Annotated in this window: 20 protein-coding genes and 2 tRNA genes; 6 read left to right on the top strand and 16 right to left on the bottom strand. The window is 53.0% G+C overall.

Going from position 1 to position 24,535, the window contains the following annotated elements; genetic code table 11:
- Positions 1 to 60: 60 nt before the first annotated feature.
- Both rhlB and gppA read left to right on the top strand, forming a co-directional pair.
- On the top strand, positions 61 to 1,353 hold the full coding sequence (rhlB, locus tag GW591_RS22705; protein ID WP_013577538.1) for an ATP-dependent RNA helicase RhlB: 1,293 nt from the start codon (positions 61 to 63) through the stop codon (positions 1,351 to 1,353).
- Between the two features lie 6 nt (positions 1,354 to 1,359).
- Positions 1,360 to 2,850: a guanosine-5'-triphosphate,3'-diphosphate diphosphatase gene (gene gppA / locus GW591_RS22700; protein ID WP_013577539.1), complete on the top strand. Its 1,491-nt coding sequence runs from the start codon at positions 1,360 to 1,362 to the stop codon at positions 2,848 to 2,850.
- Between the two features lie 77 nt (positions 2,851 to 2,927).
- Here gppA and rep read toward each other — a convergent pair whose 3' ends face one another.
- Positions 2,928 to 4,952 carry a DNA helicase Rep gene (rep, locus tag GW591_RS22695; RefSeq protein ID WP_013577540.1) on the bottom strand — a complete coding sequence of 675 codons (2,025 nt, stop codon included), beginning with the start codon at positions 4,950 to 4,952 and terminating at the stop codon, positions 2,928 to 2,930.
- A 175-nt stretch (positions 4,953 to 5,127) separates the two neighbouring features.
- On the opposite strand from rep, the gene ppiC reads away from it, so the two are divergent.
- Complete coding sequence (gene ppiC, locus GW591_RS22690; RefSeq protein ID WP_015690589.1) at positions 5,128 to 5,409, top strand: peptidylprolyl isomerase PpiC; 282 nt, start codon at positions 5,128 to 5,130, stop codon at positions 5,407 to 5,409.
- Between the two features lie 89 nt (positions 5,410 to 5,498).
- On the opposite strand, the gene ilvC is transcribed toward ppiC, so the two are convergent.
- Positions 5,499 to 6,974 carry a ketol-acid reductoisomerase gene (gene ilvC, locus GW591_RS22685; RefSeq protein ID WP_013577542.1) on the bottom strand — a complete coding sequence of 492 codons (1,476 nt, stop codon included), beginning with the start codon at positions 6,972 to 6,974 and terminating at the stop codon, positions 5,499 to 5,501.
- Positions 6,975 to 7,160: 186 nt separating this feature from the next.
- Here ilvC and ilvY point away from each other — a divergent pair, with 186 nt between their 5' ends.
- Complete coding sequence (gene ilvY / locus GW591_RS22680) at positions 7,161 to 8,042, top strand: HTH-type transcriptional activator IlvY (RefSeq protein WP_013577543.1); 882 nt, start codon at positions 7,161 to 7,163, stop codon at positions 8,040 to 8,042.
- 48 nt (positions 8,043 to 8,090) lie between these two features.
- On the opposite strand, the gene ilvA is transcribed toward ilvY, so the two are convergent.
- The 7 genes from ilvA to GW591_RS22645 form a co-directional block, all read right to left on the bottom strand.
- Positions 8,091 to 9,635 (bottom strand): threonine ammonia-lyase, biosynthetic, encoded by a 1,545-nt coding sequence (gene ilvA, locus GW591_RS22675; RefSeq protein ID WP_013577544.1) that lies wholly within the window; start codon positions 9,633 to 9,635, stop codon positions 8,091 to 8,093.
- Between the two features lie 5 nt (positions 9,636 to 9,640).
- Entirely contained in the window at positions 9,641 to 11,491 is a 1,851-nt protein-coding gene (ilvD, locus tag GW591_RS22670; protein ID WP_013577545.1) for a dihydroxy-acid dehydratase, read from the bottom strand.
- Between the two features lie 134 nt (positions 11,492 to 11,625).
- Positions 11,626 to 12,555 carry a branched-chain amino acid transaminase gene (locus tag GW591_RS22665; protein ID WP_013577546.1) on the bottom strand — a complete coding sequence of 310 codons (930 nt, stop codon included), beginning with the start codon at positions 12,553 to 12,555 and terminating at the stop codon, positions 11,626 to 11,628.
- A 16-nt stretch (positions 12,556 to 12,571) separates the two neighbouring features.
- The gene (gene ilvM, locus GW591_RS22660) at positions 12,572 to 12,835 is read right to left on the bottom strand and encodes an acetolactate synthase 2 small subunit (protein ID WP_013577547.1); all 264 of its coding nucleotides are present in this window, start codon (positions 12,833 to 12,835) and stop codon (positions 12,572 to 12,574) included.
- Positions 12,832 to 14,478 (bottom strand): acetolactate synthase 2 catalytic subunit, encoded by a 1,647-nt coding sequence (ilvG, locus tag GW591_RS22655; RefSeq protein ID WP_112198183.1) that lies wholly within the window; start codon positions 14,476 to 14,478, stop codon positions 12,832 to 12,834. Before ilvG ends, ilvM begins: the two co-directional genes overlap by 4 nt.
- A gap of 147 nt (positions 14,479 to 14,625) precedes the next feature.
- Positions 14,626 to 14,727 (bottom strand): ilv operon leader peptide, encoded by a 102-nt coding sequence (gene ilvL, locus GW591_RS22650; protein WP_015699153.1) that lies wholly within the window; start codon positions 14,725 to 14,727, stop codon positions 14,626 to 14,628.
- A 132-nt stretch (positions 14,728 to 14,859) separates the two neighbouring features.
- A complete protein-coding gene (locus GW591_RS22645) occupies positions 14,860 to 16,098 on the bottom strand; it encodes an MFS transporter (protein WP_013577549.1) in 1,239 nt (412 codons plus the stop codon).
- A gap of 366 nt (positions 16,099 to 16,464) precedes the next feature.
- On the opposite strand from GW591_RS22645, the gene GW591_RS22640 reads away from it, so the two are divergent.
- A complete protein-coding gene (locus GW591_RS22640) occupies positions 16,465 to 18,000 on the top strand; it encodes a YifB family Mg chelatase-like AAA ATPase (protein WP_121020201.1) in 1,536 nt (511 codons plus the stop codon).
- Positions 18,001 to 18,025: 25 nt separating this feature from the next.
- Here GW591_RS22640 and GW591_RS22635 read toward each other — a convergent pair whose 3' ends face one another.
- Positions 18,026 to 18,364, bottom strand: a complete 339-nt coding sequence (locus tag GW591_RS22635; protein ID WP_013577551.1) for a DUF413 domain-containing protein — start codon at positions 18,362 to 18,364, stop codon at positions 18,026 to 18,028.
- Between the two features lie 118 nt (positions 18,365 to 18,482).
- On the opposite strand from GW591_RS22635, the gene hdfR reads away from it, so the two are divergent.
- Positions 18,483 to 19,307: an HTH-type transcriptional regulator HdfR gene (gene hdfR, locus GW591_RS22630; protein WP_013577552.1), complete on the top strand. Its 825-nt coding sequence runs from the start codon at positions 18,483 to 18,485 to the stop codon at positions 19,305 to 19,307.
- Between the two features lie 12 nt (positions 19,308 to 19,319).
- On the opposite strand, the gene yjfF is transcribed toward hdfR, so the two are convergent.
- The 6 genes from yjfF to GW591_RS22600 all read right to left on the bottom strand — a co-directional run bounded on the left by yjfF (position 19,320) and on the right by GW591_RS22600 (position 24,495).
- Complete coding sequence (yjfF, locus tag GW591_RS22625) at positions 19,320 to 20,306, bottom strand: galactofuranose ABC transporter, permease protein YjfF (protein WP_013577553.1); 987 nt, start codon at positions 20,304 to 20,306, stop codon at positions 19,320 to 19,322.
- On the bottom strand, positions 20,306 to 21,325 hold the full coding sequence (gene ytfT / locus GW591_RS22620) for a galactofuranose ABC transporter, ATP-binding protein YtfT (protein ID WP_015690591.1): 1,020 nt from the start codon (positions 21,323 to 21,325) through the stop codon (positions 20,306 to 20,308). Before ytfT ends, yjfF begins: the two co-directional genes overlap by 1 nt.
- A 12-nt stretch (positions 21,326 to 21,337) precedes the next feature.
- Positions 21,338 to 22,819, bottom strand: coding sequence for a galactofuranose ABC transporter, ATP-binding protein YtfR (gene ytfR / locus GW591_RS22615; protein ID WP_183065415.1), 1,482 nt, complete (start codon positions 22,817 to 22,819; stop codon positions 21,338 to 21,340).
- A gap of 110 nt (positions 22,820 to 22,929) precedes the next feature.
- Positions 22,930 to 23,886 carry a galactofuranose ABC transporter, galactofuranose-binding protein YtfQ gene (gene ytfQ / locus GW591_RS22610; RefSeq protein ID WP_013577556.1) on the bottom strand — a complete coding sequence of 319 codons (957 nt, stop codon included), beginning with the start codon at positions 23,884 to 23,886 and terminating at the stop codon, positions 22,930 to 22,932.
- Between the two features lie 403 nt (positions 23,887 to 24,289).
- Positions 24,290 to 24,365: transfer RNA gene (locus tag GW591_RS22605), tRNA-Trp, on the bottom strand.
- Between the two features lie 53 nt (positions 24,366 to 24,418).
- Positions 24,419 to 24,495 (bottom strand) — tRNA-Asp (locus GW591_RS22600).
- Positions 24,496 to 24,535 lie beyond the last annotated feature (40 nt).

Genomic DNA, 24,535 nt, shown 5'->3' with positions numbered 1-24,535 from the left:
GACTTTATTTCACCGGATACGCTTTCGTAAAGCAATAGTTAGCTGATATTCTACCACACTATGAGCAAAACACACTTGACCGAACAGAAGTTTTCCGACTTCGCCCTGCACCCGCTGGCAGTAGAAGCCCTTGAAAAGAAAGGGTTCCATTACTGTACTCCTATTCAGGCATTGGCATTGCCAATCACGCTCGCTGGGCGTGATGTTGCAGGTCAGGCGCAAACCGGTACCGGCAAGACGCTGGCTTTTTTAGCGTCTACTTTCCATTATCTGCTTTCTCACCCTGCTGCGGAAGGTCGTCAGACTAACCAGCCGCGTGCCTTGATCATGGCACCTACGCGTGAACTCGCGGTGCAGATTCACTCCGACGCCGAAGCATTATCTGAATCTACCGGGCTGAAATTAGGTCTGGCGTATGGCGGCGACGGTTACGACAAACAGCTTAAAGTGCTGGAAAGCGGCGTGGACATCCTGATCGGAACCACCGGCCGTTTAATCGATTACACTAAACAGAACCACATCGACCTGGGCGCGATCCAGGTGGTGGTACTGGATGAAGCAGACCGTATGTTCGATCTGGGCTTCATCAAAGATATCCGCTGGTTGTTCCGCCGGATGCCTCCTGCTAATCAACGCCTGAACATGCTGTTCTCAGCAACGCTTTCCTATCGTGTGAAAGAACTGGCGTTCGAAAACATGAATAATGCCGAGTCGATTGAGATCGAACCGGAACAAAAAACGGGCCACCGTATTCAGGAAGAGCTGTTCTATCCTTCAAATGAAGAAAAAATGCGCCTGTTACAGACGCTGATTGAAGAGGAATGGCCGGATCGTTGCATTATTTTTGCAAACACCAAACACCGTTGTGAAGATGTCTGGGGCCATCTGGCTGCCGACGGACACCGCGTCGGTTTGCTGACCGGTGACGTCCCGCAGAAAAAACGCCTTCGCGTTCTGGAAGACTTCACTAAAGGCACGCTGGATATTCTGGTTGCGACCGACGTTGCTGCCCGTGGTTTGCACATTCCTGCCGTGACACACGTCTTTAACTATGACTTGCCTGACGACTGTGAAGACTACGTGCATCGCATTGGCCGTACCGGCCGTGCGGGTCTGAGTGGTCATTCCATCAGCCTGGCGTGTGAAGAATATGCCCTGAATCTGCCAGCGATAGAAACCTATACCGGCCACAGCATTCCGGTGAGTAAATACAACAGCGATGCGCTGTTAACTGATTTGCCTCCTGCAAAACGTCTTGCCCGCTCGCGCACCGGTAACGGCCCGCGCCGCAACAGTAATTCGTCTTCACGTCGCAGCAGTGCACCACGTAGCAACCGTAAACGTCCGGGCTGATAACCTATGTTAAGTTCCACCTCACTGTATGCAGCGATTGATCTGGGCTCTAACAGCTTTCACATGCTGGTTGTTCGTGAGGTGGCAGGCAGTATCCAGACCCTCGCCAGAATTAAGCGCAAAGTGCGTCTGGCAGCCGGTCTGGATAAACAAAACCTGCTTTCTCAGGAAGCGATGCAGCGTGGCTGGCAATGCCTGAAACTATTTTCTGAAAGATTGCAGGATATCCCGCGCGACCAAATTCGTGTGGTTGCCACCGCAACGCTGCGTCTTGCCAGCAATGCCGATGAGTTTCTGGGTAAAGCTCAGGCAATTCTCGGTTGCCCGATTCAGGTCATTACCGGTGAAGAAGAAGCACGTCTGATTTATCACGGCGTTGCTCACACCACGGGCGGGCCAGATAAACGTCTGGTGGTCGATATTGGTGGTGGCAGCACCGAACTGGTGACCGGCATTGGGGCTCAGGCCACCACGCTTTATAGCCTTTCGATGGGCTGCGTCACCTGGCTGGAGCAGTATTTTGCAGATCGAAATCTGGCAAAAGAAAACTTTGATCAGGCTGAACAGGCTGCGACCGACATGATCCTTCCTGTGGCACCTGAGCTGATTGCCAATGGCTGGCAGATTTGTGTCGGCGCTTCAGGTACCGTGCAAGCCTTGCAGGAAATCATGGTCGCTCAGGGCATGGATGAACGCATCACACTGCCTAAACTTCAGCAGCTCAAACAGCGCGCCATTCAGTGCGGCAAGCTGGAAGAACTGGAGATTGAAGGTCTGACCCTTGAACGTGCGCTGGTTTTCCCGAGCGGACTGTCTATTCTGATCGCCATTTTCAAAACGCTGAACATCGAGATGATGACACTGGCGGGTGGTGCACTGCGTGAAGGTCTGGTTTACGGCATGCTGCATTTGCCGATCGAGCAGGATATCCGTCAGCGTACGCTGCGTAATCTGCAACGCCGTTATCTGCTGGATAACGAGCAGGCCGAGCGTGTGGCGCAACTGGCCGAGAACTTTTCGCTGCAGGTGGCTCAGGAATGGAAGCTGGATGCCCGTGCCCGTGAACTGCTCAACAGTGCCTGCCTGATCCACGAAATTGGGCTGAGTGTCGATTTCAAGAAAGCACCGCATCACGCAGCCTATCTGATCCGTCATCTGGATTTACCGGGTTTCACGCCAGCACAGAAAAAACTGCTGGCGACGTTACTGCAAAACCAGAACAACATGCTCGATTTACCGTTGCTCAATGAGCAAAACGCCGTGCCGCCGCGTCAGGCACAACGTCTTTGTCGTATTCTGCGCCTGGCGATCATATTTGCCAGCCGTCGTCGCGACGACACACTGCCGGCTGTGCGTTTACGTGCTAATGATGATGAACTGAGTGTGATTGTGCCGCAGGGCTGGCTGGAACAGCATCCTTTGCGCGCTGAAGAATTAGAGCAGGAAAGCCACTGGCAAAGTTATGTCCACTGGCCGCTGTTTGTCGAAGAACAGTGATGAGCAGTTGTAAAACGTTAGAAAAGCAGAGACCTGATTCATCAGCCTCTGCTTTTTTAATGGCTCATGCTTAATGGCTAATTGCCGCCTTTCGCTTTCGCCAGTTGCTCGCGAATTTTCTCCAGATGGCTTTGCCCTTTCACCATGCGTTCCTGCGCACTTACCACTTTGCGTTCGCTTTCCCAGGCCAGGTCATCCTGCGGTAACTCCAGCAGGAAGCGGCTCGGTTCCGGACGGATCAGCTCGCCGTACTGACGGCGTTCGCGACAGAGTGTAAACGTCAGCTCTTTTTGTGCCCGGGTAATCCCCACATAAGCCAGACGCCGTTCTTCATCCACGTTGTCTTCATCGATACTGCTCTGATGCGGCAGCAAACCTTCTTCCATACCGACCAGATACACATACGGGAACTCCAGCCCTTTCGAAGCATGCAGCGTCATCAGCTGAACCTGGTCCAGCTCTTCGTCGTTCTCACCGCGTTCCATCATGTCACGCAGCGTGAAGCGGGTGACCACCTGCGTGAGCGTCATTGGCTCATCCAGATCGGTACCCTCAAGCATTTCCGTCATCCAGCTGAACAGCTGATTAACGTTTTTCATGCGCATTTCAGCCGCTTTCGGGCTTGGCGAGGTTTCAAACAGCCAGCTTTCATAGTCAACGCCGTGGATCAAATCCCGGACAGCCGCAACCGGCTCACGTTCGGCCAGCTCAGAGATATTGCCCATCCAGTGCGTGAAACGTTGCAGGGATTCCAGCCCGCGTCCGGTCAGAGACTGGCTCAGCCCCATATCAAAACTGGCTTTGAACAGCCCTTTGTTGCGCTGATTGGCCCACTCCCCCAGTTTCTGCAGGGTGGCCGCGCCGATTTCACGACGTGGCGTGTTAACGATGCGCAGGAATGCGCTGTCGTCGTCCGGATTGGTCAGCACACGCAAATAGGCCAGCAGATCTTTAATCTCCGGTCGGGAGAAGAAGGACGTGCCGCCGGAAATCCGGTACGGGATGCGGTTTTGCATCAGCATTTTTTCAAACAAACGCGACTGGTGGTTACCACGGTACAAAATCGCGTAATCGCCATAAGCGGTTTTGTTGATGAAATGATGAGCAATTAGCTCACCGACCACCCGCTCGGATTCATGATCTTCATTATTCGCCGTCACGACCTTCAGCGTTTCGCCATAAGCCAGTTCAGAGAACAAGCGCTTCTCGAACACATGCGGATTATTGGCAATCAGAATGTTGGCGGCTTTCAGAATGCGCTGGGTGGAACGGTAATTTTGCTCAAGTTTGATGACCTGTAACTGCGGGAAGTCTTCTTTCAGCAGCACCAGGTTTTGCGGTCGAGCACCGCGCCAGGAGTAAATCGACTGGTCATCGTCACCAACAACGGTGAAACGTGCGCGGTTGCCAACCAGCAATTTCACCATCATGTACTGGCTGGTGTTAGTGTCCTGATATTCATCGACCAGCAGATAACGCAACTTGTTCTGCCAGCGTTCACGCACTTCTTCATTACTTTGCAGCAGTAACGTAGGCAACAGGATCAGGTCATCGAAGTCGAGAATATTACACGCGCGCATATGATCGTGATAAAGGCTGTAGCAGTGCGCAAAGATTTGATCACGTTCAGATCGCGCCAGCCCGGCGGCATGCGAAGGATCAACCAGATCGTTTTTCCAGTTGGAGATCGTGGAAACCAGCTGCTGCAATAATGTTTTATCGTTCTCCAGCCATTTTTCGCTCAGCTCTTTCAGCAGCGCCAGCTGGTCCTGATCATCAAATAAAGAGAAGTTAGATTTCATCCCCAGGGCAGCAAATTCGCGTTTGATGATTTCCAGCCCGAGCGTGTGGAACGTTGCAATAAGCAAGCCCCGCGCTTCTTTGCGACCGAGGGTTTGTGCAACACGCTCTTTCATTTCACGCGCGGCTTTATTGGTAAAGGTGACAGCCGCAATGTGACGTGCCTGATAGCCACATTCACGGATCAGGTGTGCGATTTTATTGGTAATTACACGGGTTTTACCGGAGCCAGCCCCCGCCAGAACCAGGCAGGGTCCGGTGACGAATTCGACGGCGTGTTGTTGGCTGGGGTTTAATCGCATGGCGTATTTTTGCTCACCTGATAGACAAGGACGGCGATTGTAGCAGAAACATCGCCTGAGATTGACAGGCTTTAAGGCGCAATTTGTGATGTATGGAATGCAGGCCGGATTCCCCCCGCAGTGTTTCAGATGTTACATTACGCCTCTGGAAACACTCTCGCAAAAAGGTCTTATCATGGCAAAAACTGCCGCAGCAATGCATATCCTGGTAAAGGAAGAAGCACAGGCACTTGATCTTCTGGAACAACTGAAGAACGGTGGCGATTTTGAGAAACTGGCTAAAAAACATTCCACCTGTCCGTCAGGCAAGAAAGGCGGCCATTTAGGTGAATTCAAGCAAGGCGCAATGGTGCCAGCTTTCGATAAAGTGGTTTTCTCTGCGCCGCTGATCGAGCCACAGGGCCCGCTGCACACTCAGTTCGGTTACCACATCATTAAGATTTTGTACCGCAACTAAGTTCTGCCTCAGACAGAACCAAAAGAAAGGGCACCGCATTTTCATGCAGTGCCCTTTTTATTTCTATTTCATACCTGAGGGTTAATGAATTAACTCGCTACAGCAATGCGTTTCATGTCGGTCATATAGCCACGCAGGGTGCGGCCGATGGACTCAATCGGGTGATTGCGAATCGCTTCGTTAACATCGCGCAGCTGCGCGTTATCAACCTGAGTTTCGGCAACTGATTTGCCCAAATCGCCTGCCTGCAGAGTGGTCATGAACTCTTTCAGCAACGGTACGGCAGCGTTAGCGAACAGGTAGTTACCGTATTCAGCCGTATCGGAGATTACCACGTTCATTTCGTACAGACGCTTACGTGCAACGGTGTTGGCGATCAGCGGCAGTTCGTGCAGTGATTCGTAGTAAGCAGATTCTTCGATGATGCCGGAAGCTACCATGGTTTCGAAAGCCAGCTCAACACCTGCTTTCACCATCGCAATCATCACAACACCGTGGTCGAAGTATTCCTGCTCGGAGATTTTACCTTCGAACTGTGGCGCGTTTTCGAATGCGGTTGCGCCCGTCTCTTCACGCCACGTCAGCAGTTTCTTATCGTCGTTCGCCCAGTCAGCCATCATGCCGCTGGAGAATTCGCCAGAGATGATGTCGTCCATATGTTTCTGGAACAGCGGCGCCATGATCTCTTTCAGTTGTTCGGACAGCGCATAAGCACGCAACTTCGCCGGGTTAGACAGACGGTCCATCATCAGCGTGATGCCGCCTTGTTTCAGCGCTTCGGTGATGGTTTCCCAGCCGAACTGCAGCAGTTTTTCTGCGTAAGCTTCATCAACGCCGTCAGCAACCAGTTTGTCGAAGCACAGCAGAGAACCCGCCTGCAACATGCCGCACAGGATAGTCTGCTCGCCCATCAGGTCAGATTTCACTTCGGCAACGAAGGAAGATTGCAGAACACCTGCACGATGACCGCCGGTTGCAGCTGCCCAGGCTTTAGCGATCGCCATGCCTTCGCCTTTCGGGTCGTTTTCCGGGTGAACGGCGATCAGTGTTGGTACACCGAAACCACGTTTGTATTCTTCACGCACTTCGGTACCCGGGCATTTCGGCGCAACCATCACCACGGTGATGTCTTTACGGATTTGCTCGCCCACTTCAACGATGTTGAAGCCGTGGGAATAGCCCAGTGTTGCACCGTCTTTCATCAGAGGCTGAACCGCTTTCACTACCGCGCTGTGCTGTTTGTCTGGTGTCAGGTTAATAACCAGATCTGCCTGCGGGATCAGTTCTTCGTAAGTACCGACTTTAAAGCCGTTTTCGGTCGCTTTACGCCATGAAGCACGCTTCTCAGCAATCGCTTCTGCACGCAGGGTGTAGGACACATCCAGACCGGAATCACGCATGTTCAGCCCCTGGTTCAGGCCCTGTGCGCCACAGCCTACAATCACCACTTTTTTACCTTTGAGGTAGCTGGCTTCGTCCGCGAATTCATCGCGACCCATAAAGCGGCATTTGCCCAGTTGTGCCAGCTGCTGACGCAGGTTCAGTGTGTTGAAATAGTTAGCCATGTCTTGCTCCGTTCTATCGAGGTAAGTGCTGTTATTTTTTGTTTCACCGGTGAGCCGGTGAACGCCGTGAATTCACTATATGTCATGTGACACATTGCTTAAATTGATATATTACGAAGATGACGTTGCAAATTATGCAATATACTTAGCCTGTCATCTGTGAAACCAAAGAGCCGGATATTCTTTATGGACTTACGTGATCTGAAACTGTTTTTACATCTGGCGGAAAGCCGCCATTTTGGCCGTTCGTCGAAGGCGATGCATGTCAGCCCGTCCACGTTGTCACGCCAGATCCAGCGGCTGGAAGAAGAACTCGGCCAGCCGTTATTTCAGCGTGATAACCGCACCGTGCAACTGACCAGTGCCGGTGAACAACTCAAAAACTTTGCCCAGCAAACGCTTCTGCATTACCAGCAACTGCGCAGCGGGCTGGATCAGCATGGCCCGACGCTGAGCGGCGAACTGCACCTGTTCTGCTCGGTGACGGCCGCCTACAGCCATTTGCCGCCAATCCTTGACCGCTTCCGTGCGCAGCATCCGCTGGTCGAAATCAAACTCACCACCGGCGACGCTGCGGATGCGGTTGAAAAAGTCCAGTCCACCGAAGCGGATCTGGCGATTGCCGGACGTCCGGAAAGTTTGCCGGGCAGCGTCGATTTCACGCAGATCGGCGAAATCCCGATGATCCTGATTTCTCCTTCCCTGCCCTGCGCCGTCCGCACCCAGGTCAGTGAGCCGCATCCGGACTGGTCACAAATTCCCTTCATCCTGCCGGAACATGGCCCGGCGCGAAAACGCATTGACGTCTGGTTCAAACGCAACCGCCTGAGCAATCCGCTGATTTATGCCACGGTATCCGGCCACGAAGCCATTGTATCGATGGTCGCGCTCGGCTGCGGCATCGCGCTGATCCCGTCCGTAGTGGTCGATAACAGCCCGGAACCGGTGCGCAACCGTATTTCCATTCTGGATAACATCACGCTCGGCGCGCCGCTGGAACTGGGCGTCTGCGTGCAAAGAAAACGCCTTAGCGAGCCACTGATCGACGCGTTCTGGCAGTTGCTCTGAACGTTTACAGAATAAAAAAGGGGCACTTTTCAGATGCCCCGTTTAGTTTTAGCCCGCCAGGAAGAAGCGGAACGCCGGATTATCACTTTCGTTGTGACAGTCATAACCCAGCGCCGACAGGTTCTGCTCGAACTCCGGCTCTTCCTCGTTCAGCTCAAACGCGGCCAGCACACGACCGAAATCGGTACCGTGACTGCGGTAATGGAACAGCGAAATATTCCAGTGCGTGCCCAGCGTATGCAGGAATTTCAGCAAAGCCCCCGGAGATTCCGGGAATTCAAAGCTGTAAAGCCGCTCGCGCAGAGGTTTGGTCGGACGCCCGCCCACCATGTAACGCACATGAAGTTTCGCCATTTCATCGTCGGACAGATCCACAACCTGATAACCGTCGTGATTCAGTTCGTCGATAATTTCCTGACGCTCAGCGTGACCGCGCGTCAGACGCACGCCCACAAAAATGCAGGCGTTGTCGGCATCGGCATAACGGTAGTTGAACTCTGTCACCGAACGGCCACCCAGCAACTGGCAAAACTTCAGGAAACTGCCTTTGCGCTCAGGAATGGTCACCGCCAGCAGCGCTTCGCGTTGCTCGCCCAGCTCACAGCGTTCCGACACATAACGCAGACCGTGGAAATTCACGTTCGCGCCGGAAAGCACATGCGCCAGTCGTTCGCCCTGAATATTGTGCTGCTGCACGTATTTCTTCAGTCCTGCCAGCGCCAGCGCACCGGAAGGTTCAGCAATCGCACGCACGTCTTCGAACAAGTCTTTCACCGCGGCACAAATTGAATCGCTGTCGACGGTGATGACGTCATCAAGATATTCGCGACACAGGCGGAACGTTTCGTTGCCGATACGTTTCACCGCCACGCCTTCTGCGAACAAACCCACACGCGCCAGGTCGACCGGTTCACCGGCGTCCATTGCCGCGCGCAGACAGGCAGAATCTTCGGCTTCAACACCGATGACCTGAATCTGCGGCATCAGTTGTTTAATCAGCACGGCGACACCAGCGGCCAGACCGCCACCGCCGACAGGCACGAATACGCGGTCGAGATGCGCATCCTGTTGCAGCAACTCCATGGCCAGCGTGCCCTGCCCGGCAATCACCGCCGGATGATCAAATGGCGGCACAAAAGTCATGCCCTGTTCCTGCGACAGCGTGATCGCTTTGGCTTTCGCCTCATCGAAATTCGCGCCATGCAGCAACACTTCACCGCCAAAGTTACGCACGGCATCCACTTTGATATCCGCTGTGGCAACCGGCATCACAATCAGAGATTTGATGCCTTTTTTGGTCGCCGACAATGCAACGCCCTGCGCGTGATTTCCCGCGGACGCAGTGATAACACCACGCGCAGCCTGTTCTTCCGTCAGGCTGGCGATCATCGAATAGGCACCGCGCAGTTTAAAACTGTGGACGGCCTGACGATCCTCCCTCTTCACCAGAATGGTGTTACCCAACCGGGAAGAAATCTTTTCCATGACCTGCAAAGGCGTAACCTGTGCGACTTCATAAACCGGCGCACGCAGCACGGCACGCAGGTATTCTGCGCCGCACGGCTGGTCGGGTAGAGGTTGTGATACCGCCATGACTGTCAGCCTCCCAGCTTAGACTTGTCGCGCACTGCGCCTTTATCGGCACTGGTCGCCAGCAATGCGTAAGCACGCAGCGCAAGTGAAACCACACGTTCGCGGTTTTTCGGCGTCCAGGCTTTGTCGCCACGTGCCAGTTCAGCTTCGTGACGCGCCGCCAGTTCTGCCGCAGGCACATCCAGCACCATGCTACGGTTCGGAATGTCGATATCGATGATGTCGCCATCTTCCACCAACGCAATCAGGCCGCCGCTGCCCGCTTCCGGAGAAACGTGGCCGATAGACAGACCGGATGTGCCGCCGGAGAAACGACCATCGGTAATCAGCGCGCACTCTTTGCCGAGACCCATGGATTTCAGGTAAGTGGTCGGATACAGCATTTCCTGCATGCCCGGCCCGCCTTTCGGCCCTTCGTAACGAATCACAACAACGTCGCCGGAAACCACTTTGCCGCCAAGAATCGCTTCAACTGCGCTGTCCTGGCTTTCGTACACTTTTGCCGGACCACGGAAAGTCAGGTTGGATTTATCCACACCCGCCGTTTTAACGATACTGCCCGCTTCGGCGATGTTGCCGTAAAGCACGGCCAGACCACCGTCTTTGCTGAACGCATGCTCAAGCGAACGGATACAGCCATCGGCGCGGTCGTCATCCAATGTGTCCCAGCGGCAGTCTTGCGAGAACGCCTGCGTGGTGCGGATACCGGCCGGGCCCGCGCGGAACATTTTTTTCACGGCTTCGTCTTTGGTCAGCATGATGTCGTACTGATCCAGCGTCTGGTTCAGGGTCAGGCCGAGAATGTTTTTCACGTCGCGGTTCAGGAGATTGGCGCGATCCAGTTCACCCAGAATCGCCAGCACGCCACCGGCACGGTGAACGTCTTCCATGTGGTATTTCTGAGTGCTTGGCGCGACTTTACACAGGTGCGGGACTTTGCGTGACAAACGGTCGATGTCGGTCATGTCGAAGTCGATTTCGCCTTCCTGCGCGGCAGCCAGCAGGTGAAGAACGGTGTTAGTCGAGCCGCCCATCGCGATATCCAGGATCATGGCATTTTCGAATGCCGCTTTGCTGGCGATGTTGCGCGGCAATGCGCTTTCATCGTCTTTTTCGTAATAACGTTTGGTCAGCTCAACGATGCGGCGACCGGCGTTAAGGAACAAATCGCGGCGATCGGCGTGCGTTGCCAGCAATGAACCGTTACCCGGCTGAGACAGACCCAGCGCTTCGGTCAGACAGTTCATGGAGTTCGCCGTGAACATACCGGAACAGGAGCCGCAGGTCGGACAGGCAGAACGTTCGATTTGTTCGCTGTCGGCATCGCTGACGTTCGGGTTTGCGCCCTGAATCATCGCATCGACCAGGTCGAGTTTGATGATTTTGTCAGACAGTTTGGTTTTACCGGCTTCCATCGGACCACCGGAAACGAAGATCACCGGAATATTCAGGCGCAGTGACGCCATCAGCATTCCCGGGGTGATTTTGTCGCAGTTGGAAATACACACCATGGCATCAGCGCAGTGCGCGTTAACCATGTATTCCACCGAGTCAGCAATCAGTTCGCGTGAAGGCAATGAATACAGCATGCCGCCATGCCCCATGGCAATCCCGTCATCCACAGCGATAGTGTTGAATTCTTTCGCCACGCCGCCAGACGCTTCGATTTGCTCGGCAACCAGCTTACCCAGATCGCGCAGATGCACGTGGCCCGGCACGAACTGGGTGAATGAGTTGACGACGGCAATAATGGGCTTACCAAAATCGTTATCCGTCATGCCGGTAGCGCGCCATAATGCGCGGGCGCCAGCCATGTTGCGGCCGTGTGTCGTGGTGTGGGAACGGTACTTAGGCATGCTCTGTTCACTCCAAATCATTTCTGTTTAGCAGGCAGCGAAATCGCTACCTGCTGAATTTCTTATTTACCCTGAATCATTCGGGTTGCACCAGGCAGCGAACGCGGAGGCGGCCTGAAGGATGACGGGTAAAATTATTGTGGGTTGATAGGATCCAGCCAACCCCATTTATCTTCGGTTTTGCCGGTGAACAGGCCGAAGAATGCATCCTGAATTTGTTTGGTCACCGGACCACGTTTACCGATACCGACCTGAATGCCGTCAACGCTGCGCACCGGGGTGATTTCTGCAGCGGTACCGGACATGAAGACTTCGTCTGCCAGATACAGGGATTCACGGGACAGAACTTGCTCACGCACTTCAAGACCCAGGTCTTTTGCCAGTTTAATAATAGCGTCACGGGTGATACCTGGCAGGGCAGAAGAGGTAAATGGCGGTGTGAACAGAATGCCTTCTTTCACTTCAAACAGGTTTTCGCCAGCGCCTTCAGACACATAGCCGTGAATGTCCAGCGCGATACCTTCCTGATAACCGTGACGACGTGCTTCGCTGCCGACCAGCAGGGAGGACAGGTAGTTACCACCGGCTTTCGCAGCGGTTGGAATGGTGTTTGCAGCAACGCGGTTCCATGAAGACACCATCGCGTCGATACCCTGCTCCAGCGCTTCTTCACCCAGATACGCGCCCCACGGGAAGGCGGCGATGATCACATCAGTTTTGTAGCCGTCCGGCGGATTAACGCCCATACCCACATCGCCGACAAACACCAGCGGACGGATATACGCGCTGACCAGATTGTTTTTGCGCAGGGTTTCGCGGCAAGCTTCCATCAGCTCATCGACGCTCTGGGAAACAGGCATACGGTAAATTTTTGCGGAATCGCGCAGACGCTGCATATGTTCACGGTGACGGAATACGACCGGGCCTTTATGGGAGTCGTAGCAACGCACGCCTTCGAAAACGGAAGTGCCGTAATGCAGTGCGTGTGACATGACATGGACTTTAGCTTCTGCCCACGGAACCATCTCGCCGTTGAACCAAATGTAATCAGCTTTCTTCGTCATTCTCTCGTTCCTTTACTCACGCATTCGCGCGTATTTGTTGTGATGTATGTTGCTGGATCTCGACACAAGCGACATCCATAAGTTTGCGTAACTGTGAAGACAGTAAATCTACGGGCCGCTGACTGGCAACGGTCAATTCGATATTTATGTTTTCCGCATTGACCATCGGCGTCATGTTCATTGCGCACACCTGAAAACCACGGTGACGGACGACGCGTAATACGCGCTCTAACATTTCGGGGCGGAAGCGGGCCTGAATTGAGACGTTATGTTGCATCATGACATTTTCTCCAGCATGGTTTCGTTGCCTGCGCCCGGTGGAACCAGCGGCCAGACATTCTCATTTTCGTCGATGGAAACCTGGAGCAAATACGGACCTTCACTGTTGAAGAAAGCGTCCAGAGCGGCATCGACTTGATCTTTACGGTGGATACGCTGGCCGGGGATGTTGAATGCGCTGGCCAGCGTGACAAAATCGGGGTTATCGGAGAGGTTGGTTTCACTGAAGCGTCCGTCGAAGAACAATTCCTGCCACTGTCGAACCATCCCTAATCGCTGGTTATCCAGCAACAGGATTTTGACGGGCAACTGTTTTCGCTTGATGGTGCCCAGCTCCTGAACATTCATCATGAATGAACCGTCACCGGAAACGCAGATCACCATATCGTCGGGGCGGGCAACCTGTGCGCCGACGGCGGCAGGAACGCCGAAACCCATCGTGCCCAGACCGCTGGAGGTGATGAAGTTTTCCGGGCGAGTGAACTGCATATGTTGCGCGGTCCACATCTGATGCTGGCCGACGTCGGTGGTCACCACGGTATTGGCCGATTTACGGTCAGAGATTTGTTTCAGTAACAACGGCGCATAAATCGCTTCACCCGGATGATCGTAGCGCCATTCGCCCTGCGCTTTCAGCGTCATCACTTCATCACGCCAGGCGTTGATGTTCAGGGGTTGTTGCAGCGCCGGTAACAGCGCATTCAGAGCACCCTGCAACGCCACATGCGCCCGGCGCAATTTGTTCAGCTCGGCCGGGTCGATATCCATGTGGATAACCGCGGCGTCTGGCGCAAAAGTATTCAGCTTGCCGGTCACGCGGTCGTCGAAACGCGCACCGACGGCAATCAGCAAATCGCAGGACTGAACAGCCAGATTCGCCGCTTTGGTACCGTGCATGCCCAGCATACCCAGATAACATGGGTCGCTGGCATCCGGCGCCCCCAGACCTTTCAACGTTGCTACCGCAGGAATGCCTGTCGCAGTAATGAATTCGCGTAATGCCGGAACGGCCTGCGCGATACCGACACCGCCACCGACGTAAACCATCGGTTTTTGCGCGGCAGCGATCATGGCGCGGGCTTGTTGTAATTCAGCCGCAGGGTGCGGAAAAGTTTCTTCAACCGCCACCAGATGCGGCGGTAATTCACCCACGGCCAGCTGGATATCTTTCGGAATGTCGATCAGAACCGGGCCCGGACGACCGGAGCTGGCGATGGCAAAGGCTTCCGCCATGATTTCCGGCAGCGCTTCCAGAGATTCAACCAGGAAACTGTGTTTGGTGCAGGCCAGGGACAACCCTAAAACGTCGATTTCCTGGAAGGCATCGGTGCCGATGAAGGCAGAACCAACCTGCCCGGTGATGGCCACCAGCGGAACGGAGTCTAACAGCGCGTCGGCCAGACCGGTGATCAGGTTGGTCGCGCCAGGACCGGAAGTGGCGATACAGACGCCAACTTTTCCGGTAGAACGGGCATAGCCGATGGCGGCCATTGCAGCACCCTGCTCATGCCGGCACAACAGGTGTTCCACGCCGCCGTCATACAATGCATCGTATACCGGCATGATTGCCCCGCCAGGATAACCAAATACTGTATTTACACCCTGCGCACGCAACGCTTGTACTACCCATTGTGCTCCGTTCATCTTTATTCTCCTGCCTTTTTGCGACAAGTGCAGAATATTATGCTGTTGCTCATTTTCCGACCCCGCTTCTCTGTTCTCTGAAATTCCTGACCCAAAAAAAAACCCCGGACCTTTCGGTGCGGGGTTTCTTTTCAGGTTCAGGCTTGTTTAATAAGCCTTTCTTCGTCCAAGTGCAGCCCCGCACGGTGGGATAATAATCACCACCACGCTAATCACGACTAGGCTAACTACGAGGAGAAGGGCTTTCATTTTTAGGTTTCTAAAATTCATATTGCGAACGATTGCCTACAGAGTTATCACAGTAAGATGATTAATGACAACATTTTTCTTGCGTTATTATTTGCAGTCCGTTGCAGAAACCATGAAAAATCATCTGAAAAATCAAAACTTAGCGTGATGATTTGCCGTTTGATTATTTATTGCTCCAGCAATCGCTTTTCCCCGGGTATCCCGGCCAAATGCCACCAGAACAGAAATCAGGATGGCGACGGTACCGGCCACAATTGCCATCGCCAGTCCGTAGTTGTGTCCGTGGCTTTCGGCAATGTAAGCCTGAAGCGTCGCATTAACCGAAGCAATCAGATTACCGAGCTGGTAAACAAACCCCGGTAGGACCGCGCGCGTGTTAGCAGGCACCAGTTCGGTCAGATAAGTCGGCACGACGCCCCATGCGCCCTGCACCATAAACTGCATCAGGAACGCGCCCAGCCCCAGCATCCATGAACCGCCGGAGAAGGCCCATAATGGAATGACCGGCAGTGAAAGCAACGCGGCGATAATAATCGCTTTCTTACGACCAATTTTCTCAGACAGCGAACCAAAGAAGATCCCACCGATAATTGACGCAATGTTGTAGCTTATGGCGATTAAACTGACGGTATGTGCGTCAAAACCGTGCTGAACTTTCAGGAACGTCGGATAGAGATCTTGCGTACCGTGGCTGAAGAAATTAAAACCCGCCATCAGCACAACCAGATAAATACATAGCTTCCAGTTTTTCTTCAGCACCGGCATCAGTGCCGTGCTTTCGTTGCGTTCCCGCGCCGCCAGCCAGACCGGCGATTCCTGTACTTTGAACCAGATGAAAGGCAGCAGGAAAACCGGCACAGCACCAATCACAAACATGCCGCGCCAGCCGACCACATTAAACAGCAAACCATATACCACCGCCGCCAGCAGATAACCAAACGGATAACCCGCCTGAAAAATCCCCGACATCACGCCACGGGAACGGTCAGGTATGGTTTCCATCGCCAGAGAAGAAGCTACGCCCCAGACACCGCCCATCGCAATGCCGTAAATCACGCGAAGGATCAGGAAAACGGTCAGGGAAGGTGCCGCCGCAGTACACAGCTCGAAGAAAGAAAATAGCGCGATATTGACCATCAGCACCGGCTTGCGCCCGTACTTTTCCGCCGCACGCCCGAACAGCAACGCCCCAATCGGTCGCACGGCCAGCGTCAGCAGTATTGCCAGCGTGACCTGTTTGATATCTACCTGAAATGCCGATGCGATATCGCTGAGCAGGAAGACCAAAATGAAGAAATCGAAAGCGTCGAGAGTCCAGCTCAGAAAGCTGGCGATGGCAACGTTACGCTGCCGAGAAGTCCAACCAAACATGGGTGAGTCCCTATTTCGGAATAGCTGCAGGTAGTGCACTCACCGGGGCATTGCGGAAAATCCCTGGTCAGGCAGAGAGATGTTAATCAGTGTTCTGTATTTGTTTATTTATTGTTAAATACAGCAAGATTAAACACCCCTGCCGGTATTTGCGGCAACTTAATTAGTCCGCTAATTTGTTTCCAGAAACCTTAAACTGTTAAGGAGTATTGCTGTCGTTGCGAAGCAGTTCGCATCCCTTCATGTTAAGTCGGTGACTTGCAGATTATTTTCCCATCGCATTACGCATTGCAGCAAACTTCTTCCCGAAAGCGTTTCCAGCTCAGGCATGCTGCCGTCAGCAGAGCTCATAGCAAAGGAAAAAGCATGTCATTAGCCGTGGTATATACCCGCGCATCGCTGGGGGTTCAGGCACCCGGTGTCTCGATCGAGGTCCATATCAGCAACGGATTACCGGCCCTGACACTGGTCGGTTTACCGGAAACCACCGTCAAGGAAGCCAGAGATCGGGTTCGCAGCGCCATCATCAACTGCGGGTTTACCTTTCCGGCCAAACGCATCACCGTCAATCTTGCACCCGCTGATTTACCCAAAGAAGGCGGCCGGTATGATTTGTCCATCGCGCTGGCGATTCTGGTGGCCTCAGAGCAGCTTCAGGGCGATAAGCTTGAGGAGTACGAGTTTCTGGGTGAGCTGGGCCTTTCCGGTGCGCTGCGCAGCGTAAATGGCGCGATTCCGGCGGCACTTGAGGCGCAAAAAGAAGGCCGGGTGTTGATCCTGCCGCAAAGTAATCAGACGGAAATGACGCTTCTTGATCCCGGTGTAGCGCAGGTGGCCGGGCACTTATTGCAGGTCTGCGCATTCCTTCAGGGCGAGGACAATTTGCCACCGATTGAATTTCCGGCGACGGCGCCTCCGCCCGAGTATCAACCTGACATTGCCGATATCATCGGACAGGAGCAATCAAAGCGCGCGCTCGAAGTGGCGGCAGCGGGAGGGCATAATTTATTGTTGATTGGGCCTCCCGGCACCGGAAAAACCATGCTGGCTAGCCGGTTGCCCGGTTTACTGCCGCCCATGAGTAACGAGGAAAAGCTGGAAACGGCCGCCATTGCCAGCCTGGTGTATAACCCCGAAGATGACGGCGAGTTTTCACGCATCCGCCCCTTTCGTGCACCGCATCACAGCACATCCATGAGCGCGCTGGTGGGAGGCGGCTCGTTACCCAGACCGGGAGAAATATCACTGGCACATAACGGCGTATTGTTTCTTGACGAACTGCCAGAATTTCAGCGCCAGGTTCTTGATGCTCTGCGCCAGCCAATGGAATCCGGCGAAATCACCATTTCCCGTGCACGGGCGAAAGTCCGCTATCCGGCAAGAGCGCAACTGATTGCAGCGATGAATCCCAGCCCGACCGGACACTATCAGGGCATTCATAACCGCACACCGCCACAGCAGGTTTTACGCTACCTGAGCCGGCTTTCCGGGCCATTTCTCGACAGATTCGATCTGTCGATTGAAGTCCCGCTCCTGCCGCCCGGCATTTTGAGCCAGCAAAACCATACGCCTGTGCTCAGGGAAAATAGTGTACAAGTACGGGAACGGGTACTGACCGCCAGAGAAATTCAGTTAAAACGCGCGGGAAAAGTCAACGCGCATCTGAGCAGTAGCGAAGTGGAGACGTACTGTGTGTTAACCAAAGCAGATGCTGAATTTCTGGAAGAAGTCCTGCACAAACTGGGATTATCGGTCAGAGCCTGGCATCGCATTCTGAAAGTCGCGAGAACATTGGCTGATTTGGGTGGCGAGGAATCGATTGAACGAAGACATATTGCTGAAGCACTGAGCTATCGCAGCATGGATAGGCTATTGTTAACTCTACATAAGAGCCTGGCATAAAAAAACGGGGCATCGCCCCGTTTCATTAGTCATCGCTTTCCGTGTAGTCTTCTACAGCGTCAGCCTGCGGTTTACCGCCAGACAACGTGTGGAATTTCTTCGGACGACGAGTGCGGACAATGTATTTGTTCCACACTTTTTCTGCATCCGTTACCGGTTCGCGCGTACCACGGCAAACCTCCAGGAACAGTTTTTCTTCGTCGGTAACGGGCTCACGTTTTCCCAGATCCAGCTCGTTAAAAGCAAAGCCGTAACGTTCTAGCATTTGCGCTTCTTTAATGGTGAAATCGCCATGCCGGGAGAACCCGCGAGGGTAATGTTTATTATCAAAAAAACGACTTGTCGTGGTGAAGCTTTCCGCCATCTGACACGCTCCTAATTCTCTCATGGTCGTGCTGTTATGGCGCGGAGTATTAGTTAGGCTTGACATTGTGTAAAACAAAACATTTAAATCTTAACGACAAAAAATATTGGAGATAGTTTTGGACACGGAATTACTGAAAACCTTTTTGGAGGTCAGTAGAACTCGCCACTTTGGTCGGGCGGCGGAATCCCTTTACCTGACTCAATCCGCTGTCAGCTTTCGTATCCGGCAACTGGAAACCCAACTTGGCGCCAATTTATTCACACGGCATCGCAATAACATCCGCTTAACGCCCGCAGGAGAACGTCTGCTGCCTTATGCAGAGAATCTTATGTCAACGTGGCAAATGGCGAAAAAAGAGGTTGTACGCTCGTTACAGCACACAGAATTGTCGATTGGTGCGACGGCGTCGCTCTGGGAAGCCTATCTGACCCCGTGGCTGCAGTCTCTTTACACCCAGCGTGGCACGCTTAGGCTTGAGGCGCGCATTGCACTGCGTCAGTCGCTGGTCAAACAATTGCATGAAAGACAACTGGATTTGCTGATCACCACCGAGCCACCAAAGATGGACGAGCTCTCAAGTCAGTTACTAGGTAATTTCTCGTTACGACTATTCTCATCGCAGAAAACGGTCAGAAGCGAACAATCACCGTATGTGAAGCTGGAATGGGGCGCTGATTTTCCTCAGCAGGAAAAACTGCAAAACAGCGATCAGGAACCGGTGTTAACCACAACCTCTGCACATCTGACGCGTCAGTTGCTGGAAAATACCGGCGGTTGTGCGTTCCTGCCTGCGCACTGGGCCAAAGAATATCCGCAACTGGCCGCACATGAAGATGTTCCGCCGGTGATCCGCCCGCTTTACGCCGTCTGGCTGCAAACCAGCGACCAGCAAGTGTTGATCCGTCAGTTACTCAAAACACCGCTGATCACTAATTTCTGATACCGTCCTGTTTCAGGACGGTTCTGGTCGCGGATGGCGCGCTCTTCTGGCTGTCCAGAAGCTGCCCATCCCTTTTTGCAATCCGATGAAGATAAACAACAAAACGCCCATCACGATTTTGGTCCACCACGAACTAAGCGTACCATCGAAAGTGATGTAGGTTTGGATCAGCCCCTGAATAAGCACACCAAACAAGCTGCCTAAAACCGTGCCTACGCCGCCACTCAGTAACGTCCCGCCAATCACAACAGAGGCGATAGCATCCAGTTCTACACCACTCGCCGCGAGTGCATAACCCGCAGAAGTGTAGAGCGAGAAAATGATGCCCGATAAGACCGCCAGCGTACTGGACAGCATGTAGATATAAATCGTGGTACGCCTTACCGGCACCCCCATCAGCGCAGCCGACACATTGCTGCCGCCAACGGCATAGACGTTGTTACCGAATCGCGTACGGTGAGCCAGAATAATCCCGCCAAGCACCACCAGCAGCATAACCAGAGCCAGCAATGTGAAACGACCACCACCGGGCATTTTCCAGGCATAATTGGCGAGGAATTCATAAACCGGATGGTTAATCGGCAACGATTCTTCCGAAACAATAAAACTCATACCGCGCACAAAAAACATGCCCGCCAGCGTGATGATGAAAGCAGGCAGTTTCAACGTATCAATGATCCATCCCATCAGCGCACCAAACGTGGTGCCCATCAACAGCACGATGACAAAGGCATAGCCAGGCGCGATGCCATAAGCACCGATGAGTTTCGCCAGCAAAACACCGGTGAAAGCGATAACAGAACCCACTGACAGATCGATGCCGCCGGATAAGATGACAAATGTCATCCCGACGGCCACGATGCCGAGAAACGCGTTATCCGTCAGCAAATCAAAAAACACGCGTGTGGATGCAAAACCGGGGAACTGAGTGAAGCAATAGGCGTATCCGGCCAGGAAAACCACGATCGTAATCAGCAGGGGCAGATTTCTTTTGAGCATTATCCTTTCCTCCGGAACAGATTACTGAAAGAGACGCGGGGAGACTGAACTACCAGTACAGCGAGCACCACCAGAGCTTTCAGCACCAGGTTGAATTCCGGTTTGAAGCCGGAGAGCAGAATGCCGGTATTCATTCCCTGAATGATCAGTGCACCGACAACCGAAAGAAGCAGGTTAAAACGTCCACCCAGTAACGAGCCGCCGCCGATGACGACGGCAAGAATGGCATCAAGTTCCAGCCATAGTCCGGCATTATTGGCGTCCGCTCCGCGAATATCAGCCGTTATGATAACGCCCGCAACGGCCGCGCAAATCCCACAAATGACGTAAGTGGAGATCAGCACTAAACGGGCATTTACGCCGGCGTTATAAGCAGAACGGATATTGATGCCGACTGATTCGATGAACAGGCCAAGCGCTGTTTTCCGCGTCAGCGCCCAGACAAGAACCAGCATGGCGACGGCAATGATCACCGGCATTGGCAGATAGAACAAAGAACCACTGCCAAACTGCGATAGACCATTGTGTTCAAACGTGACGATTTGCCCTTCCGTAATCAGCTGTGCGATGCCACGTCCGGCGACCATCAGCATCAGCGTGGCAACAATCGGCTGAATTTGCAGAACAGCGACCAAAAAGCCATTCCACAAACCGCATATTGCCCCCACCCCGACCGAGGCCAGCAGCACGATCATCAGCGGATATCCTTGCACCGTCATGGTCGCGGCTGTTGCACCGGCAATCGCCATGACCGCACCGACGGAAAGGTCGATGCCGCCGGTCGCAATAACCAGCGTCATCCCGAGAGCCAGCAAAGCGACAGGGGCACCACGGTTGAAAATATCCACCAGGCTGCCAAACAAGCGGCCATCCTGAATATGGATAGAGAAAAAGCCCGGGGCGACCAGGCTGTCTATGATTAATATTGCGACGAAAGCACCGATTTGCGTGGTGCCTTTTGGAAATACCCATCTTACTTTGCGCGGTTTTCCCGTCATTGGCAGGCTCCTGTTATTCATCACTATCTCCCCTCATTGCGCCGCAATGGCTTTCATAATGGCTGGCACGGAGATATCAGCCTGCTCAATTTCGGCAATATGACGACGGTCTCGTAAGACAACAATACGATCGGCATAACCCGCCAGTTCTTCCAGCTCAGAGGAAATGACCAGTAACGCCAGGCCTTCGTCACAAAGTTTTTCAATCAGACGGATGATTTCTGCATGGGCACCGACGTCAATCCCACGGGTAGGTTCATCGAGAATGAGGAAACGAGGATTGGTTGCAAGCCAGCGGGACAGCAACACTTTTTGCTGGTTACCACCGGAAAGATACTGAATTTCCTGCTCAGTGCCGGGTGTACGGATGCCAAGGAGTTTGATAAATTTTTCGGCGATCTGATGCTGCTCTTTCATGGGTAAAGGACGCAACCAGCCGCGCTGCGCCTGTAAGGCAAGGATGATATTTTCACGCACTGTAGCCGCGCCGATAATGCCATCGGTTTTACGATCTTCCGGGCAGTAACCAAATCCCAGTTTAGCCGCTTTTCTGGGCGTGCTGATGGCGACTTCTTTGCCATCGACACGTGCATTGCCGCTGTCATGCCCTTTAATGCCAAAAATCAGCTGAGCGGTTTCCGTCCGTCCTGATCCCAGTAAACCCGCCAGTCCGACGATTTCACCCCGACGTACTTTCAGGTCAAAATGTTCGACCACACCTCGACGCCCATAGCCTTTGAAATCCACTAATGGCTCGCCCGTTACATTTCTATGTTCGGTGCGTTTGAGCAGGTTTTCATCAAAACTGTGTCCCAGCATCATCGGCACGAGATCGATACGCGGTAAATCCACCGTTCGTTCAGACCCCACACGCTTACCGTTTCGCAAAACGGTAATCCGGTCGCTGATCCGATAAACCTGATCGAGGAAATGGGTGACGAAAATCATCCCCACCCCTTTATTACGCAGTTGAACCAGAATATCGAGCAACATACTGACTTCTTTGGCATCAAGGCTGGCGGTGGGTTCATCAAGAATTAAAACCTGTGCAGACAGGTCAACAGCGCGGGCAATTGCCACGATTTGCTGAATCGCAATGGAGTAGGTTGAGAGTGGCTGGCTGACATCCAGATGCAGCCCATAGCCTTCCAGAAGGGCGTCGGCCTGTTGTTCCATCTTGCGCTGATTGACCAGACCGAAACGGGTTGGCTCGCGCCCGATGAACAAGTTGGCAGCAACAGAGATATTTGGCAGGAGATTTACTTCCTGATATACCGTACCAATCCCCAGCGACTGGGCATCAGCAGTACTGATTGGCTCGATCGGTTTTCCGTTAAGAAAGACCTGGCCAGCAGAACGTTTATAGACACCGGTGAGGGCCTTAATCATTGTGGACTTACCGGCGCCGTTCTCACCCAAAAGGGCAACAATTTCACCGCGTTCGAGGGTAAAGTCGACATTTTCCAGCGCTTTTACGCCGGGGAATTCAACTGATAAACCGCGTACTTCAAGCAGCGTTTCTGAACCAGGATTATCCGTCACGTCACTACTCCTGCTGCATTCGCTATAAGCGAAAAGGGAATAATTGTTACCGGCTTGCCCGTGAGACAAGCCGGTAAACCGGCTTAATAACCCATGTTTTTCTTCATGTCATACTCTTTCTGAGCCATGTCCGGCAGGATCAACGCGGATTGAGTCTGAATGAATTTCTTCGGTTGCGTACCATCCTTTTTCATCGCAATCAGCGCATCAAATGCCGGGCCAGCCATGTTTGGTGTCAGCTCAACAGAAGCATTCGCTTCACCCGCCAGCATAGCTTTGTAGATATCAGGAACACCGTCGATAGAGACGATTTTGATCTGCGAACCCGGTTTCAGGCCAGCTTCTTTGATAGCCTGAATTGCACCGATCGCCATATCGTCGTTATGGGCGTAAACAGCACAAATGTTCTTACCGTTTTGCTCAGCCTTGATGAAGCTTTCCATGACTTCTTTGCCTTTACTGCGGGTGAAATCGCCGGACTGTGAGCGGATAATTTTGACGTTTGGTGCAGCTTTCAACGCATCTGCAAAGCCTTGTTTACGATTTAACGCCACACTGGCACCGACCGTACCCTGCAATTCGACAACATTACATGGTTTGCCAGCAGCGTCCTTCACCAGCCAGTCACCCGCCACTTTGCCCTCATACACGCTGTCAGAAGCGACTGCAGCAGTGTAAAGAGACGGATCACTGACCTCGATCGTACGGTCTAACAGGAACACAGGGATCTTAGCTTCTTTAGCTTCGGTCAGAACCGGAGCCCAGCCAGTAGCAACAACAGGAGCGATGAAAATGGCATCAACACCCTGTGCGATGAATGAACGTATTGCTTTGATTTGGTTCTCTTGTTTTTGCTGAGCATCAGATATTTTCAGTGTAATACCACGTTTTTCCGCTTCTGATTTAGAGACTTTGGTTTCCGCAGAACGCCACCCAGACTCAGAGCCGATCTGCGAAAAACCAACAACCAGCGGAGCCGCCTGAACTGCGCCACAAAATGCTGTTGCTACTGCTGCTGCCACAAATAAGCGTTTGTACATGTTTCTTTCCTCGCGTGTAGTCTGAGCTACTTTTTGTTATGACTCGTAGGGTACGTCCAGGACGTTTACCCGACATACGCATTCAGCCGCTACGACAGTTTTGTCGGAAAAAGGATAAAAGAATGCTGTCAGGGTCTGATAGTCGTCATAAGACGATGATTAGGTTTAGTACATAGGGAAAATGGGAGCATGAGCGAGGTCACATACGGGGAGAACAATCAATTCGTGCATGTATTCAGCCAAAACATGACAAAAAACAACTGGCAAAAGCGAAGATTTTGAGCCCATTGGTGCAAATAATCCCCAGAATAGTGGGGCTAAGGGGAAGAGGTTAAAAAATAGAGAGGAGTTTCAGGAAATTGAGACGAAAAAAAACCCCTCGCTTTCGCGAAGGGTTTAAATATGGCAGGGGCGGAGAGACTCGAACTCGCGACACCCGGTTTTGGAGACCGGTGCTCTACCAACTGAGCTACGCCCCTAAATTACGCTTACTATTATGCCTGCTAATTTAGCAGGCATAATTTTTAATAATTGGCGGAACGGACGGGGCTCGAACCCGCGACCCCCTGCGTGACAGGCAGGTATTCTAACCAACTGAACTACCGCTCCACCGGTTCTTTCACACGTATCAGCAATCGTCTGATACCTG

It is taken from the genome of Rahnella aceris (assembly GCF_011684115.1).
GTDB lineage: Bacteria > Pseudomonadota > Gammaproteobacteria > Enterobacterales > Enterobacteriaceae > Rahnella > Rahnella aceris.
This window is presented reverse-complemented; position numbering and strand designations above follow the sequence as displayed.